This is a genomic window from Microvirga sp. BF8, from assembly GCF_059888585.1.
The window spans coordinates 2,426,276-2,441,421 of sequence record NZ_CM187619.1 but is presented as its reverse complement, the minus strand read 5'-3'; the positions used below and the strand labels follow the sequence as shown (position 1 = coordinate 2,441,421).

The window sequence follows — 15,146 nt, the reverse complement described above, 5'->3', positions numbered from 1 at the left end:
TCTGCCTGCGCCGCGTTCGGCGGCTGAACTTGGCCGCGAGAAATGACCGTTCCGCCTTGACATCCCCCGGCGCGCATGAATGGTGCGCGTTTGATCCGAACCGTCTCCCAGATGCAGGCCTCCATGTCCGCCCCTATGCACCGTTATCGCTCCCATACCGCCGGCGCTCTGCGCGAATCCGATGTCGGCCAGACGACGCGTCTATCCGGCTGGGTTCACCGTATCCGCGACCATGGAGGCGTCCTCTTCATAGACCTGCGTGACCACTACGGCATGACGCAGTGCGTGGCGGATCCGGATTCTCCCGCCTTCAAGTTGGCCGAGACCGTGCGGTCGGAATGGGTCGTGCGGGTGGACGGCAAGGTGCGCAAGCGGCCTGCCGGAACCGAGAATCACGATTTGCCGACCGGCATGGTCGAAGTCTACATCACGGAGATGGAGGTGCTCGGCCCTGCGGACGAGCTTCCGATGCCGGTCTTCGGCGATCAGGACTATCCGGAGGAGACCCGGCTCAAGTACCGCTATCTCGACCTGCGCCGGGAGAAGCTCCACCACAACATCATGAAGCGCGGCGCGATCATCGACTCGCTTCGCCGGCGCATGAAGGACAGCGGCTTCTTCGAGTTCACGACGCCGATCCTGACGGCGTCCTCGCCGGAGGGAGCGCGCGACTTCCTCGTGCCCTCGCGCATCCATCCCGGCCACTTCTATGCACTGCCGCAGGCCCCGCAGCAGTACAAGCAGCTGATCATGATCTCCGGCTTCGACCGGTACTTCCAGATCGCACCCTGCTTCCGCGACGAGGACCCGCGCGCCGACCGCCTGCCGGGTGAGTTCTACCAGCTCGACGTGGAGATGAGCTTCGTCACGCAGGAAGACGTGTTCCGCACCATGGAGCCGGTGATCCGCGACACCTTCAAGGAGTTCGCGGACGGCAAGCCGGTCACCGACGTGTTCCCGCGCATTCCCTACTTCGAAGCCATGCTCAAGTATGGCTCGGACAAGCCTGACCTGCGCAATCCGCTCGTGATCGCCGATGTCTCGGAAGTCTTCACCCGCGAGGACGTGACGTTCAACGCGTTCAAGAACGTCATCAAGTCGGGCGGCGTGGTGCGGGCGATTCCGGCGCCAGGCGCCGCATCGCAGCCGCGCTCGTTCTTCGACAAGCTCAATGACTGGGCGCGTTCCGAAGGCGCCCCCGGCCTCGGCTACGTCGTGTTCGAGGAAGAGGGCGGCCAGATCGCCGGCAAGGGGCCGATCGCCAAGTTCATCCCCGAGGCGGCTCAGGCGGTCATTCGCGAGAAGACGGGTCTCAAGGCAGGCGATGCGGTGTTCTTCTCAGCCGGCGCCGAGGACAAGGCGGCGGCGCTCGCCGGCAAGGCGCGCGTGCGCATCGGCGACGAGCTGGGCATCGGCGACAAGAACCAGTTCGCCTTCGCCTGGATCACCGACTTCCCGCAATACGAGTGGAACGAGGACGAGAAGAAGATCGATTTCTCGCATAACCCGTTCTCCATGGCCGACATGGATCATGATGCCTTCATGGCGCTCGATCCCACGGACAAGGACAGGATCCTCGGGATCACCGCGCTCCAGTACGACATGGTCTGCAACGGCTATGAGATGGCCTCCGGCAGCATCCGTAACCATCGGCCCGAGCGGATGGTGAAGGCCTTCGAGATTGCCGGCTACGGCGAACAGGAGATCATGGACCGCTTCGGCGGCATGTATCACGCCTTCCAGTACGGTGCGCCGCCGCATGGGGGCATGGCGGCGGGCATCGACCGTGTCGTGATGCTGCTCTGCGGCGCGCAGAACCTGCGCGAGATCACGCTGTTCCCCATGAACCAGAAGGCCGAGGATCTTCTACTCGGTGCGCCGACCGAGGCGACGCCGAAGCAATTGCGCGAGCTGCACATCCGGCTGAACATCCAGGAGAAATGAGCCTGATCCCTCGCGACGGGGACACGCCCGTGGTCACCGCCATCGTCGTGGCTTTCGACAGCGCCCACGCGCTTCCCGATTGCCTCGACGCCTTGCTGGCGGAGCGCGTCCCGGTCGTCGTCGTCGATAACGCTTCGACGGATGCCAGTACTGCCATCGCGGAAGGGAAGGGCGCACAGGTCGTTCGCAATGCCCGCAACGAGGGCTATGGCCGCGCCAACAATGCCGGCGTGCGGGCCGCGGAGACGGAGTTCGTGCTCATCGTCAATCCCGACGTGACGGTCGGGGAGGGAGCCGTGGCTGCTCTCGTCGACGCGGCGCGGCGGTATCCGGACGCGGCGCTTTTCGCTCCCCGGATCGTGGAACCGAGCGGGCGGGTCTTCTTCCAGCCGCGCTCGCTTCTGGCGAAGAATCTCACCAATCCCGGCGGAAAGCTCGTCCTGCCCGAGGGGGAGGCCTGCGCGCCGTTCTTCTCCGGCGCCTGCTTCCTCATGCGGCGCGATTTTTTCCTGATGCTCGGCGGCTTCGACGAAAGGATCTTCCTGTTCTATGAGGACGACGATCTCTGCCGGAGGATCGCCGATGCCGGCGCGGCGCTCGTCTATGTGCCGCGGGCGCTTGTCCGCCACGGGCGAGGGCGGTCCAGCGGGCCGAAACCCGGCCTCGTCTTCAAGTCGCGGTGGCATCAGGCCTGGTCGCGGGCCTATGTGAGCCGCAAATACGGGCTGCCCGACCCGGCGCCCGCGATGTTCGCAGTCAATGCCTTGAAAACTTTGGGCGTGAGCCTCTCTTTCCGGCGCAGTCTTGTTGAGCGCTATGGCGGGTCGGCTGCCGGCGCGCTCGCGTTCATGCGGGGACGGAGCGCCCTGCGCCAAGAGGGACTGTCATGAGGGGACTGTCATGAGATTGCCGGTCTTTCTCACCGACGCGCCCACCCTGTCCACGGCGATGGGGCAGGACAAGAACAATTTCACCCTGATCCGGTTGCTCCTGGCGCTGGCCGTCGTGGTGTCCCATGCCTTCAGCGTCACCACCGGCGAGGTCGCCGACGAGCCTCTGATGGCCTGGACGGGCTTCACCCTCGGCGAGCATGCGGTCAACGGCTTCTTCGCCATTTCCGGCTTTCTCGTCACCATGAGCTTCGACCGGCGCGGCTGGCGCGATTACGTGATCGCACGCAGCTTGCGCATCGCGCCGGGCCTCATCGTCGCGACCCTCGTGGTCGCACTCCTACTCGGGGGGGCGATGACCCGCCTGCCATTGACGGACTATCTGGAAAGCGACGGATTGCGCCGTTTCATCGGCGCGACGCTAACGAGTTTCAAGAGCAACATCGCATTGCCCGGGGTCTTCGCAGGCAACCCGTTCCACTTCCCCATGGGTACGGTCTGGACCCTCAAATACGAGGTCCTGTGCTATGCTGGCGTGCTGGCTTTGGGATTGGCCGGGCTGGTCCGGTGGCGGCCTGCCGCACTCGCGCTGATTGCGGGTCTGGCCGTGGCGCTTCTCGGTTTGGATCTTGTCCGCCCGGATGCTCCCAAGGGTCTCGAAACGGCTTTGCGCCTGCCGCTGATCTTCGCTTTCGGCGGCGCTCTCTACGTCTGGCGCAACCGGGTCCGCCTGTCCGGGGTCGTGCTTCTGGTTCTCGTCGTCGCCACGCTGCTCGCCCAGGGCACGTTTCTCTACAAGACGTTGCTCTTCCTCGGCTCCGCCTATGGGGTGATCTGGCTTGCGCTCGCGCCTGTCGCGACGCGCTTTTCCTGGGAGCCGGAGGCGGACCTCTCCTACGGCACGTATCTCTATGGCTGGCCGGTCCAGCAGGTACTGCACGCGCTGTTCCCGACGATGGCCGCCATCCTCCTGCTCGTGCCCTCGCTTGCCCTGGCTCTCATCGTGGCCGCCCTATCCTGGTACGGGGTCGAGAAGCCCGCACTCGCCCTCAAGGCGAAGGCCCTTGGACGGCGGACCATCAAGACGATTGAGCCCGCAGGACCTTGACCGCGGCGATCAGTTCCCGAAGCCGGTCGCTTTGAAGAAGCGGGATCAGGACGGCGATCCTCTCGCGCGGCAATTCCCACCAGGCGGCTTCCAGCAGCCCCTGGATCGTCGCCTCGTCGAAGCGGTAGCGGATGATCCGCGCCGGATTGCCGCCGACGATGGCGTAGGGCGGCACGTCCTTCGTCACCATCGCGTGGGCGGCGATCACCGCCCCATGGCCGATGGTGACGCCTGAAAGGATGATGGCGCCGGAACCCAGCCAGACATCGTTCCCAATGGTCACGTCGCCACGGGACGTATGGTAATCGTCGCTGTCAGGGGCGGTGGGCCACAGGTCGCGAAGTGCGGAGAACGGGTAGGTCGTGCCCCAGTCGGTGCGGTGATTGCCGCCCAGCAGGATCTCGACCTTGTCGGCGAAGGAGCAGTAGCGGCCGATGGTCAGCTTCCTCCCCGATTCAGGGAAACGGACCTTCGGGCGACCATACGAGAACTCGCCGATCTCGAACCCGTACCGCTCCACGAGCCGCGCGAGATGGAGCTTCGTCTGGTTGTGCGGGTTGCGCCAATTCTTGAGGCGATGACGAAGTCTCATAGGATACGGGTTCCGGCGGATAAGAGCGTTGACGAGGGGAAACAAGGCGCGCACAAGTGCGCCGACTTGAAACGACGCCCGTTGGCGTGAGGAGCGTTGGGGATGGCTGACAACATCTCGCAGGATCTGAAATCGGGAGCGATGTTCTATCACCGCCACCCGCGTCCGGGAAAGCTCGAGATCCAGCCGACCAAGCCCCTCGGCAACCAGCGCGATCTGGCGCTCGCCTATTCGCCCGGCGTCGCCGCCCCCTGCGAGGCCATCGCTGCCGATCCTTCGGAGGCCGCCAATCTCACCTCCCGGCAGAATCTGGTCGCCGTCATTTCCAACGGCACCGCCGTGCTCGGTCTCGGCAATATCGGTCCCCTGGCCTCGAAGCCGGTGATGGAGGGCAAGGCGGTCCTGTTCAAGAAGTTCTCGGGCATCGACGTCTTCGACATCGAGGTGGCGGAAACGGACGTGGACAGGCTCGTCGAGGTCATCGCTGCTCTCGAGCCGACCTTCGGCGGCATCAACCTCGAGGATATCAAGGCGCCGGAGTGCTTCGAGGTCGAGGAGCGCCTGCGCGAGCGCATGGACATTCCCGTCTTCCACGACGATCAGCACGGGACCGCCATCATCGTCGCGGCCGCCGTGACCAACGCCCTCGAACTGTCCGGCAAGCGCCTGGATGAGGTGAAGATCGTCACGTCCGGCGCGGGCGCCGCGGCGCTCGCCTGCCTCAACCTCCTGGTATCGCTCGGCGCCAGGCGCGAGAACATCTGGGTGACGGATATCGAGGGCGTCGCCTATGAGGGCCGCGAGAAGCTCATGGACCGGTGGAAATCGGCCTATGCGCAGAAGACGGATGCCAGGACCCTCGCCGACGTGATCGTCGATGCGGACATTTTTCTCGGCCTTTCGGCCGGCGGCGTCCTTAAGCCGGAACTGCTGGCCAAGATGGCACCGCGTCCGCTGATCATGGCGCTGGCGAATCCCTATCCGGAAATCATGCCGGAGGAGGCGGAGGCCGCGCGGCCCGACGCGATGATCTGCACCGGCCGGTCGGACTATCCGAACCAGGTCAACAACGTCCTGTGCTTCCCGTACATTTTCCGCGGCGCGCTCGACGTGGGGGCGACCACCATCAACGAGGCCATGAAGGCCGCCGCCGTCAAGGCGATTGCCGGCCTCGCCCGCGAGGCGCCGTCCGAGGTCGTGGCTCGCGCCTATGGCGGCGAGGCGCATCCGTTCGGACCCAAATCCCTGATTCCGAGCCCCTTCGACCCGCGCCTCATCCTGCGGATAGCACCTGCGGTGGCGAAGGCCGCCATGGTGAGCGGCGTGGCCACCCGGCCGCTCGCGGATCTGGAGGCCTATGCGGATTCGCTTACCCGCTTCGTTTTCCGCTCCGGCTTCATCATGAAGCCGATCTTCTCCCAGGCAAGGCAGGACCCCAAGCGGGTGATCTATGCCGAAGGCGAGGCGGAGCGTGTGCTGCGGGCAGTCCAGGTCATCGTCGAGGAAGGTATCGCCAAGCCGATCCTGATCGGGCGCCCCACCGTCGTCGAGACGCGCATCAAGCGTTTCGGCCTCTCGCTCGAAATCGGCCGCCATTTCGACCTCGTCAATCCCGAGGATGATCCGCGCTATCGGGACTACGTGGCCACCTATGTGGAGGCAGCCGGCCGCAAGGGCATCACGCCCGACGCCGCGAAGACCCTGGTGCGCACCAACTCCACCGTGATCGGCGCGCTGGCGGTACGGCGCGGCGATGCCGATGCACTGATCTGCGGGCTCGAGGGCCGCTTCCAGTCCCGGCTCAAGCACATCAAGGACATCATCGGTTTCGCCCCGGGCGTCCACGAGATGGCTGGCCTGTCCCTGGTCATCACGTCGAAGGGGGCGTTCTTCCTCGCGGACACCCACGTTCAGTACAATCCGGACGCGGAGGAAATCGCCGACATGACGATCGCCTGCGCGAGCCATGTGCGCCGTTTCGGCATCGAGCCGAAGATCGCGCTCCTCTCGCATGCGGATTTCGGGGCGGCCGATACCCGTTCCGCGCTCAAGATGCGCGAGGCGCTGAGGCTCATCAACGAGCGGGCGCCCGATCTCGAGGTCGATGGTGAAATGCAGGCCGACGCCGCGTTGTCGCCGCTGATCCGGGAGCGGGTCTATCCTGGCTCGCGGCTGAAGGACGAGGCGAATGTTCTGATCATGCCGAATCTGGATTCAGCCAATATCGCGTTCCAGTTCACGAAGATGCTGGCGGATTCCCTGCCGGTCGGACCGATTCTCATCGGTCCCGCCAAGCCGGCGCATATCCTGACGCCGTCGGTGACCGCACGCGGCATCGTCAACCTTACCGCCATCGCGGTGGTGGAGGCGCAGGCGGCGGAAGCGGAGCGGGTACGGACCTAGGCGAAAGGGCCCGCTTCACGGCTCCGACATGCCAGGGCCCTACCTCTGTCATTCCCGGGCAGCGCGTAGCGCCCGCCCGACGATGACGGCGCGGCCCGCTATTCCGCGGTAGCGGTGATGTCGAGTTTTTCGACCACCGCTGACGGATCCGGTGCCGCGACGATGTCGGCAATTCCGACACCTGACGGATCCTTCGCCCGTGCCGCAACGGCGAGGCGGCCGGGCTTGGCGATGAAGCGGGAAATGGCCTGGCTGAGGGTCTTGGCCTGGCTCGAATTGCCGAGGACGGACGGCACGACGACAGCAGCACCGGCGGCGAAGGTCCGGCGCAGGGATTCGGGCGTCGTCTTCTGCTCCTTCGCGGTCTTGTCGAGGTAGCGCTCGAAGAGGCCGCCGTTCTCCAGGGTGAACTGGAGCGTTTTCGCCTTGGCTTCGATCAGCGCGACCGTGGCCAGGGCGGTATCGGCGTTGAAGAGATCCTTCCCGACATCGCCGAGGGTCCCGGTCAGCGCGACGCGGCCCATGTCCCGGCCCTGGAGCGATATCTCCTTCAGGGTCAGTTCCTGCGCGCTCTCGTTCCAGCCGGCGGAGACGAGCATGGATATGTCGAGGGCCTTGTAGCCGAGATCGGCCAGGCTCCTGAGGCCTTCGTCCCTGCTGTTTTCCGGCACCGGCATGGCGAAGTTCTGGATGCCGATCCGGAGATTGGTCGGGATCGCGTTGACCGGATGGTCGGCGGTCATCTCGAAGCCCTTGAGGCTCGCCTTGATCCGCTCGGGGCCGACAGACTTGCCGGCCTTGTTCGGCATGTCGATCTCGATGCCCGACATCCGCATCGTTCCGATCGTGGGAGCGAGACTCCGGAGCGTGCCGGCGTCGAGATCCTTCAGCGACCTGCTTTCGAGATTCTTGAGACCCTCGAACGTCGCGGCGAAAGAGAAGCCCGTGAAGGCAATCGTCTCGATGCCGATGCGACCGTCGTCCTGCCGGACGTCGAATCCCTCGATGCGGGCATCGGAAGGCTCGGTTCCCTTCGCGCTCGTATAGGCCATGCGTCCGATGCGGGAGACGGCCTCATCCTTCCCATTCTCAGGGCGTGCCCGGATCTCGATCCCCGTCGCTTCCATGAAGCCGATATCGATGGCACTCAGGACATCGGCCGCTGTGGAGAGAAGACGCTTCTGTTCGGCCTCGGAGAGGTCTTCCTTGTCCGCCAGCTCGGAAAACACGGTCATCGAGCCGGCCCAGGACTCCCTGGTGGGGCGAGCCATGAAATCGCGACCGCTCAGCCGGGCAATCCTGGCATTCGTACGGTTTCGGCCATCCACCAGGTCGATGTCATCGATGGAGAAGGCCCCGTAGATCTTCGTCAGCGGGCCGGTAGAGGCGCCCGCCTTTGTCTCGTAGAGATAGGCAAAGGCCGGGGCGTCGATGTCGCTGACGGTCAGACGGCCATAGCTGAACACCGTCCGGTCCTCTCCCTCCGCGATCTCGGCCCCGGCCGCGCTGGCGACCGCCTCGGCAATACGACCCTGTCGGACATTGCGGAGTACGATATTCTTGTAGGTGATCGTCTCCGTCTTCGAGCCCAGCTTCTGCTGCACCCTCAAATCCGGAATTGAAACCTGCGCGGCATCGATACGGGCGAGACGGACGGCGACGGGCTCGCTCGATGACGTGGCAAAGAGCGCCTCTATCTCGGCGCGGGGCGTCGTCACGCCGGAGAATTGAATGGTCTTCGCCAGATAGGTCGCCGAGCCGAAGGCAACCTGCACGTTCTCCAGGCTGAACGTATCGGCCGTCTCGGCGAAGGCGGCACTCCAGAGCGGTGCCCGAACGGCATCCACGGAAATGCGAAAGCCGGGCGCCTCGGCCACCATGTCGCGCAGGAAAGCCGGCTCCAGCTGGAGTCCGGCGGCGCCGGTCGCAAGTGCCAAGGCACAGAGGCCGGAACGATAGGAAAAGCTCATGATGATCCCTGAATCCGCCTTAACCCTGAGCCGAAGGACTTCGGGCAGGCAAGGGAAATGTACTGGGCAGGCCTCTCCTAGAGCGAAAACGATGTGCCGCAGCCGCAGGAGGCGGTGGCATGGGGGTTCTCGATCTTGAAGGACTGGCCAATGAGGTCGTCCACGAAATCGATGACTGAACCATCCATGTACTGGATCGAGACCTGGTCGACGAGAACGGCGGCCCCGTCGCGCTCAACGAGCAGATCATCGTCCTGGCGCTGGCGCTCGACGTCGAAAGCGTACTGGAACCCGGAACAGCCGCCTCCGTTGACGCTGATTCTCAGCATCGAGCCGGAGGGCTCGGCAGCCATGATTTCGTTGATGCGTTGCGCTGCGCGGGAAGTAAGGGTGATCTCGGCCATTCGTGGATCCAGTCCGTCAGAACGTAACCTTGGACAATGTCTTAAGAGCAAGGTAAGTGCCCGCTGACAAGGCTTCAACCCGGGGAAGACGCGTGCGGCCCTTTGGCGAGAGATGGCAAGCGCCCTATGCCTGCGATCCGCGGGCGAGCCGCGGGCGGCTCTATCCTGAGGCCATTTCCCCGACACGCAGCGAATTCCAGCGCGACCGGGACCGGATCATCCATTCCACCGCCTTCCGGCGCCTGAAGCACAAGACGCAGGTCTTCGTCTACCATGAGGGCGACCACTACCGGACGCGCCTGACGCATACCATCGAGGTCAGCCAGATCGCCCGTGCCATTGCCCGCTCCCTCGGGCTCGACGAGGACCTCGCGGAGGCCCTGGCCCTCTCCCACGACCTCGGCCATACTCCCTTCGGCCATACGGGCGAAGACGTGCTCGAGGAGTGCATGGCCGGTTTCGGCGGTTTCGACCACAACGCCCAGGCCCTGCGGATCGTCACCCGTCTCGAGCGGCGCTATGCGGCCTATGACGGCCTCAACCTCGCATGGGAGACCCTCGAGGGACTGGTGAAACATAACGGTCCTCTGATCGACGCCGATGGCCGGCCGACGCTCCGCTATGCGGCGCGAGGGGTTCCGCTCGCCATTCTCGAATACAATGCGGTCCAGGACCTGGAACTGGCGACCCATGCCGGCGGCGAGGCCCAGTCCGCCGCGATCGCGGATGACATCGCCTACGATTCCCACGACATCGACGACGGCCTGAGAGCCGGGCTTTTCCAGATCGAGCAGTTAAGGGAGGTGCCTTTCCTCGACGGCATCCTGCGCGAGATCGATGATCGCTATCCGGGCCTCGAACTCTCCCGGCGCATCCATGAATTGACCCGGCGGGTCATCACCCGATTCGTCGAGGACGTGGTGCGGGAAGGCGAGCGCCGGCTGGAAACCCTCGATCCGAGGAGCGCGGACGACATCCGGCGGGCGCCCGAGCCGGTCATCTGCTTCTCGAAGGAAATGCGGGAAGCGGACGCGGCGGTGAAGAAATTCCTCTACGCTCACATGTACCGCCATCCGGATGTCATGAGCGTCAGGCGGAAGGCCGACGATATCCTCCGGGACCTGTTCCGGCGCTTCAAGGCCGAGCCGGAGACGATGCCCGAGGAGTGGCGAGAGGGCGTCTCCAGGGATGACGAGCCCCGTCTCGCCCGCCGCGTCGCCGACTATATTGCCGGAATGACGGACGGCTACGCCATCCTCGAACACCGGCGCCTGTTTGACGTAACTCCCGAGTTGCGCTAGCGCACGATCCGCCGAGGCGGCCCGGACCGGCGGCACGATCGCGCACTTGCTCGAAAAGAAGGAGCGATCGGACGCGAAACCGGTTTCCGCTTTCGCGGGTCACGCTCCAGGCATGCCAGGGCTTCCAAGGGCCGTTCGCCCGATCGAGACAGAGTACCATGAATATCTTCGGACTGTTTGAGCAGCGTGTGGCGGAGGCGCTTGGCCGGTTGGCCGGGGCGGATCAGATCCCCTCGGGCCTCGACGCCAGCCGCGTGGTCGTGGAGCCGCCGCGGGATCCTTCCCACGGGGATCTCGCCACCAACGCCGCCATGGTCCTGGCCAAGGAGGCGCGCATGAACCCGCGCGCCCTGGCCGATCTCATCGCGGCCGACCTGCGCAACGATCCGCGTGTGGCGAAGGTCGACGTGGCCGGGCCCGGCTTCATCAATCTCAAGCTCTTCCCGCAGGCCCTCTATGATGTTCTGCGTGCGGCCGTCGTCGACGGCGGGAGCTTCGGCCGGAGCGGGCAGGGGGCGGCAACTCCCGTGAACGTGGAATATGTCTCGGCCAATCCGACGGGTCCGATGCATGTGGGCCATGGCCGCGGGGCCGTGTTCGGAGATGCCCTCGCCGCCCTGCTTGCCTTTGCCGGGCACAAGGTGACGCGGGAATATTACATCAACGACGCCGGCGCGCAGGTCGACGTGCTCGCCCGGTCGGCTTACCTGCGCTATAGGGAAGCCTTGGGCGAGGACATCGGCGCCATCCCGGAGGGACTCTATCCGGGCGATTATCTGAAGCCCGTGGGCGAAAAGCTTGCCCATGAGCACGGTCGCAGCCTTCTCGACAGGCCTGAATCCGAGTGGCTCTCCCTCGTCCGGGAGGCGTCGATCGACGCGATGATGGACATGATCCGGGAGGATCTGGCGGCGCTGAACATCCGTCATGACGTGTTCTTCTCGGAGCGGACGCTCCAGCAGGACAATGGCGGGGAGGTGGCCAGGACCATCGCCGACCTCCAGGCGCGGGGCCTCGTCTATATGGGCCGCCTGCCGCCGCCGAAGGGCCAGAAGGACGAGGACTGGGAGGACCGGGAACAGCTTCTGTTCCGGGCCACCGAGTTCGGCGACGAGGTCGACCGTCCGCTCCTGAAGTCCGACGGCTCCTTCACCTATTTCGCTTCGGACATTGCCTACCACCGCTCCAAATTCGAGCGCGGCTTCGCCTCGATGATCGACGTCTGGGGCGCCGATCACGGCGGCTACGTCAAGCGCATGCAGGCTGCGGTGAAAGCCGTGACCGCCGGCAAGGGCGATCTCGACGTGAAGCTCTGCCAGCTGGTGCGTCTGCTCCGCGGTGGGGAGCCGGTAAAAATGTCCAAGCGGGCCGGGGACTTCGTGACGCTGCGTGATGTGGTGGATGAAGTCGGCCGCGACGCCGTCCGCTTCATGATGCTCTTCCGCAAGAACGACGCGACCCTCGATTTCGACTTGGCGAAGGTCGTGGAGCAGTCCAAGGACAACCCCGTTTTCTACGTCCAGTACGCCCATGCCCGCTGCGCTTCGGTATTCCGGCAGGCGCGGGAGGCATTCCCGGACAGTGACTTTTCGCCGCGGCAGCTTGGCGGCGCCGACCTTTCGCTGCTCCGGGACGAAGCGGAGATGGACCTGATCCATCGCATCGCGCAGTTTCCCAGGATGGCCGAGGCGGCAGCCGAAGCGCACGAGCCTCACCGGGTCGCATTTTACCTCTATGATCTGGCCAGTGCCTTCCACAGCTTGTGGAATAAAGGCAAAGACTTGCCGCAATTACGCTTTGTTAATCAAACTGATAAAGATTCAACCCAAGCGAGGCTCGCTCTCGTCCATGCCCTGAAGGGCGTGCTGGCAGCGGGGCTTGCAATCCTGGGCGTTACGGCTCCCGACGAGATGCGTTGACGTTCCGAGGCGGGACAACCGTTTCCGAACGCATGTGCCGGGTTTCCTAACGTCGTGCCGATGCGGGCGATGGGCGTCCGCATCGCGTTACCCGGAGGTCCGGCGCAATGAGCGAATCAATGAAGCCCCGTTTTGCCGTCGATCTGAACGAGATCGAGCGGCAGATCGCCCAGGCGCAGAGCGTCGCCCCCCAGCCCGCCTCCGGCGGACGCAGTGATCCGCTTGCGGAGCTGGCGCGCATCGTCGGGCAGGACGATCCCTTCCAGTCTATTCTGGCGAACGAGGCGCCGCAGCGGCCTCGCGCGGCCTCGCCCGCGCCGGCCGACGACTTCTTCGCGGCCCATCCCGGCGGCGCGCGCGCCCCGCAGCCGGTCGCAGCCGCCCCGCACGCGGCGTCCTACGATCCGCGCCATTACGGGCAGCCCGTCTCCCAGCCGTCCGAGCAGCCCTATGGCTACCAGACGCAGACTCCGGGCTATGACGACAACGTCTACGGCCAGGACTACTATGACGGGCAGAACGACCCGCAGGCCATGGGCTATGAAAGCCATATGGACGACTACGGAGCGCCCGAGCGGCCGCGCTCGCGCAAGGGCCTCATCGCCATCGGCGCCGTTCTGGGTGCCGCCGTCCTCGGCGGGGGCGCTGCGCTCTTCATGGGTGGCTCGTCCTCGGCGATCACCGGCGAGCCGCCGCTGATCAAGGCGACCAACGAGCCGATCAAGGTCCAGCCGCAGAACCCCGGCGGCGTGGAAATTCCCAATCAGAACAAGCAGATCTACGAGCGTTCCAACCAGAATGCCGAGACGAAGGTCGTGAACCGGGCCGAGCAGCCGGTCGACGTCAAGCAGGCTGTGCGCATGAACGCGGAGGCAACCGGCGCGACGGCGGGCGCTCCGCCTGCGAACGGCCTCAATCTCGGCGAGCCCCGCAAGGTCCGTACCGTGACGATCCGTCCGGACGGAACCGTGGCGCAGCCGGAAGACGCCGCCAAGCCGACCACGGTCGCCGCCGCCCCGCCGGCCATGACCATGCCCGCCGCGGCACAGCCGCAGCCCGCGCCCATGGCCCAGCCGAAGCCCGCCGCTTCAACGCCTTCGACCGCGACGCCTCCCAAGCCGGCTCCCGTGGCCGAGACGCCGAGCGAGGCTGCCTCGCAACAGAAGCCCCAGCGTGTCGCCTCGGCCCAGCCGACCCCTGTCGCCCCCGCCGCGGCAACCCCGGCCGAGACGGCCTCGGTCGGCGGATTCGCCGTCCAGCTCGGCCTCGCCACGTCCGAGGCCGGTGCGCAGAAGGCGCTGGCCGGGTTCCAGAAGAAATTTCCGGATCTCGACGGCCAGCCTGCCCTGATCCGCAAGGCGGAGGTCAACGGCAACACCATCTTCCGCGTACGGGTCGGACCCATGTCGCGGGACGATGCCTCGACCCTGTGCTCGAAGCTTCAGGGCCAGGGCGGCCAGTGCTTCGTGGCGAAGAACTAACAGGCCCTTTCGCATGCGGCCGGGCGATCCGGGCGGATGTTCTTGACCCTGCCCTGCAGGGGACTTAAGGCGCGGGGATGATGACCCGCGCCCTTATCGCCGGCTGTTCCGGTGCAACCCTGACCCCCGACGAGGCCGCCTTTTTCAGGGCGGCCGCACCCTGGGGCTTCATCCTGTTCAAGCGCAATGTCGAGAGCCCGGAGCAGGTGAGGGCCCTTTGCGACGCGCTCAGGGACACGGTCGGACGGGCAGACGCGCCGATCCTGGTCGACCAGGAGGGCGGACGGGTGCAGCGGCTGGGGCCGCCGCACTGGCCGAGATATCCGGCCGGCCGGGCCTACGGCCAGGTCCATGCCAACGATCCCCTGGTCCGGCGCGAGATCACCCGCCTCGGCGCACGGCTGATCGCACACGATCTCCGCGCGGTGGGGATCACGGTCGATTGCCTTCCCGTGCTGGACGTGCCGACGCCGGGAGCTCATGACGTCATCGGCGACCGCGCCTATGGCCGATCCCCCGAGCAGGTGGCCGTTCTCGGCCGCGCGGCGGCGGAAGGGCTTCTGGCCGGCAGCGTCCTGCCCGTGATCAAGCATATGCCGGGCCATGGCCGGGCCGGCAGCGACAGCCACCTGGCCCTGCCGGTGGTGGAAACATCCCGTGCCGAACTGGAGCGGCACGATTTCGCGCCCTTCCGCATGCTCTCCGACATGCCGCTCGCCATGACCGCCCATGTGGTCTATGCCGCCCTCGACCCCGAAAACCCCGCCACGACGTCACCCACCATCATGTCGGAGGTGATCCGCGGCCATCTCGGCTATGACGGCCTCGTGATGACCGACGACCTGTCGATGCAGGCCCTCACCGGGTCCTATCGGGAGAGGACGGAGGCCGCTTTCGCTGCCGGATGCGACATGGCTCTGCACTGCAACGGCAGGATGGAGGAAATGAGTGCTGTCGCCGAAGGCGCGCCCCTGCTCGAAGGCGACGCCCGGCGCCGGGCGGACGCGGCCCTTCAGCGCATCCGCCACGAGGCGGAGCCTTTCGATCCTGTGGATGCCCGCGCAAGGCTTGACGCCGCCCTTGCGATGGTCGCCTAAGCGACCGATGCTGCGAATCGGCGAGTTGAGTTCTCTT

Annotated in this window: 11 protein-coding genes; 8 read left to right on the top strand and 3 right to left on the bottom strand. The window is 65.6% G+C overall.

What is annotated here, in order from left to right; genetic code table 11:
- Nucleotides 1-135: 135 nt before the first annotated feature.
- The 3 genes from aspS to AC522E_RS11575 are packed head-to-tail and all read left to right on the top strand — an operon-like array spanning nucleotide 136 to nucleotide 3,942.
- The gene (gene aspS, locus AC522E_RS11585) at nucleotides 136-1,944 is read left to right on the top strand and encodes an aspartate--tRNA ligase (RefSeq protein WP_500750660.1); all 1,809 of its coding nucleotides are present in this window, start codon (nucleotides 136-138) and stop codon (nucleotides 1,942-1,944) included.
- A complete protein-coding gene (locus AC522E_RS11580) occupies nucleotides 1,941-2,834 on the top strand; it encodes a glycosyltransferase family 2 protein (RefSeq protein WP_500746418.1) in 894 nt (297 codons plus the stop codon). The genes aspS and AC522E_RS11580 overlap by 4 nt, the downstream gene beginning before the upstream one ends.
- A gap of 10 nt (nucleotides 2,835-2,844) precedes the next feature.
- Complete coding sequence (locus AC522E_RS11575) at nucleotides 2,845-3,942, top strand: acyltransferase family protein (protein WP_500746417.1); 1,098 nt, start codon at nucleotides 2,845-2,847, stop codon at nucleotides 3,940-3,942.
- Here the strand turns inward: AC522E_RS11575 and AC522E_RS11570 are convergent.
- The gene (locus tag AC522E_RS11570; protein ID WP_500746416.1) at nucleotides 3,914-4,534 is read right to left on the bottom strand and encodes a CatB-related O-acetyltransferase; all 621 of its coding nucleotides are present in this window, start codon (nucleotides 4,532-4,534) and stop codon (nucleotides 3,914-3,916) included. The genes AC522E_RS11575 and AC522E_RS11570 overlap by 29 nt on opposite strands.
- Before the next feature lie 102 nt (nucleotides 4,535-4,636).
- Here AC522E_RS11570 and AC522E_RS11565 point away from each other — a divergent pair, with 102 nt between their 5' ends.
- On the top strand, nucleotides 4,637-6,937 hold the full coding sequence (locus tag AC522E_RS11565; protein ID WP_500746415.1) for an NADP-dependent malic enzyme: 2,301 nt from the start codon (nucleotides 4,637-4,639) through the stop codon (nucleotides 6,935-6,937).
- A gap of 98 nt (nucleotides 6,938-7,035) precedes the next feature.
- On the opposite strand, the gene AC522E_RS11560 is transcribed toward AC522E_RS11565, so the two are convergent.
- On the bottom strand, nucleotides 7,036-8,907 hold the full coding sequence (locus AC522E_RS11560; protein ID WP_500746414.1) for an aq_1923 C-terminal domain: 1,872 nt from the start codon (nucleotides 8,905-8,907) through the stop codon (nucleotides 7,036-7,038).
- Between the two features lie 77 nt (nucleotides 8,908-8,984).
- Nucleotides 8,985-9,311: an iron-sulfur cluster insertion protein ErpA gene (gene erpA / locus AC522E_RS11555; RefSeq protein WP_500746413.1), complete on the bottom strand. Its 327-nt coding sequence runs from the start codon at nucleotides 9,309-9,311 to the stop codon at nucleotides 8,985-8,987.
- Nucleotides 9,312-9,403: 92 nt separating this feature from the next.
- Here erpA and AC522E_RS11550 point away from each other — a divergent pair, with 92 nt between their 5' ends.
- The 4 genes from AC522E_RS11550 (at nucleotide 9,404) to nagZ (ending at nucleotide 15,109) form a co-directional block, all read left to right on the top strand.
- Entirely contained in the window at nucleotides 9,404-10,612 is a 1,209-nt protein-coding gene (locus AC522E_RS11550) for a deoxyguanosinetriphosphate triphosphohydrolase (RefSeq protein ID WP_500746412.1), read from the top strand.
- A gap of 158 nt (nucleotides 10,613-10,770) precedes the next feature.
- Nucleotides 10,771-12,531, top strand: coding sequence for an arginine--tRNA ligase (gene argS / locus AC522E_RS11545; RefSeq protein ID WP_500746411.1), 1,761 nt, complete (start codon nucleotides 10,771-10,773; stop codon nucleotides 12,529-12,531).
- Nucleotides 12,532-12,650: 119 nt separating this feature from the next.
- Nucleotides 12,651-14,012, top strand: a complete 1,362-nt coding sequence (locus tag AC522E_RS11540) for an SPOR domain-containing protein (protein WP_500746410.1) — start codon at nucleotides 12,651-12,653, stop codon at nucleotides 14,010-14,012.
- Nucleotides 14,013-14,089: 77 nt separating this feature from the next.
- Nucleotides 14,090-15,109 carry a beta-N-acetylhexosaminidase gene (gene nagZ, locus AC522E_RS11535; RefSeq protein ID WP_500746409.1) on the top strand — a complete coding sequence of 340 codons (1,020 nt, stop codon included), beginning with the start codon at nucleotides 14,090-14,092 and terminating at the stop codon, nucleotides 15,107-15,109.
- The last annotated feature ends 37 nt before the right edge of the window (nucleotides 15,110-15,146 follow it).

What these genes read in the sequence shown, in the direction of transcription:
- aspS (WP_500750660.1), top strand. Translation starts at nt 136, where the DNA reads ATGCACCGTTATCGCTCCCATACCGCCGGCGCTCTGCGCGAATCCGAT.
- AC522E_RS11580 (WP_500746418.1), top strand. Translation starts at nt 1,941, where the DNA reads ATGAGCCTGATCCCTCGCGACGGGGACACGCCCGTGGTCACCGCCATC.
- AC522E_RS11575 (WP_500746417.1), top strand. Translation starts at nt 2,845, where the DNA reads ATGAGATTGCCGGTCTTTCTCACCGACGCGCCCACCCTGTCCACGGCG.
- AC522E_RS11570 (WP_500746416.1), bottom strand. Translation starts at nt 4,534, where the DNA reads ATGAGACTTCGTCATCGCCTCAAGAATTGGCGCAACCCGCACAACCAG.
- AC522E_RS11565 (WP_500746415.1), top strand. Translation starts at nt 4,637, where the DNA reads ATGGCTGACAACATCTCGCAGGATCTGAAATCGGGAGCGATGTTCTAT.
- AC522E_RS11560 (WP_500746414.1), bottom strand. Translation starts at nt 8,907, where the DNA reads ATGAGCTTTTCCTATCGTTCCGGCCTCTGTGCCTTGGCACTTGCGACC.
- erpA (WP_500746413.1), bottom strand. Translation starts at nt 9,311, where the DNA reads ATGGCCGAGATCACCCTTACTTCCCGCGCAGCGCAACGCATCAACGAA.
- argS (WP_500746411.1), top strand. Translation starts at nt 10,771, where the DNA reads ATGAATATCTTCGGACTGTTTGAGCAGCGTGTGGCGGAGGCGCTTGGC.
- AC522E_RS11540 (WP_500746410.1), top strand. Translation starts at nt 12,651, where the DNA reads ATGAAGCCCCGTTTTGCCGTCGATCTGAACGAGATCGAGCGGCAGATC.
- nagZ (WP_500746409.1), top strand. Translation starts at nt 14,090, where the DNA reads ATGATGACCCGCGCCCTTATCGCCGGCTGTTCCGGTGCAACCCTGACC.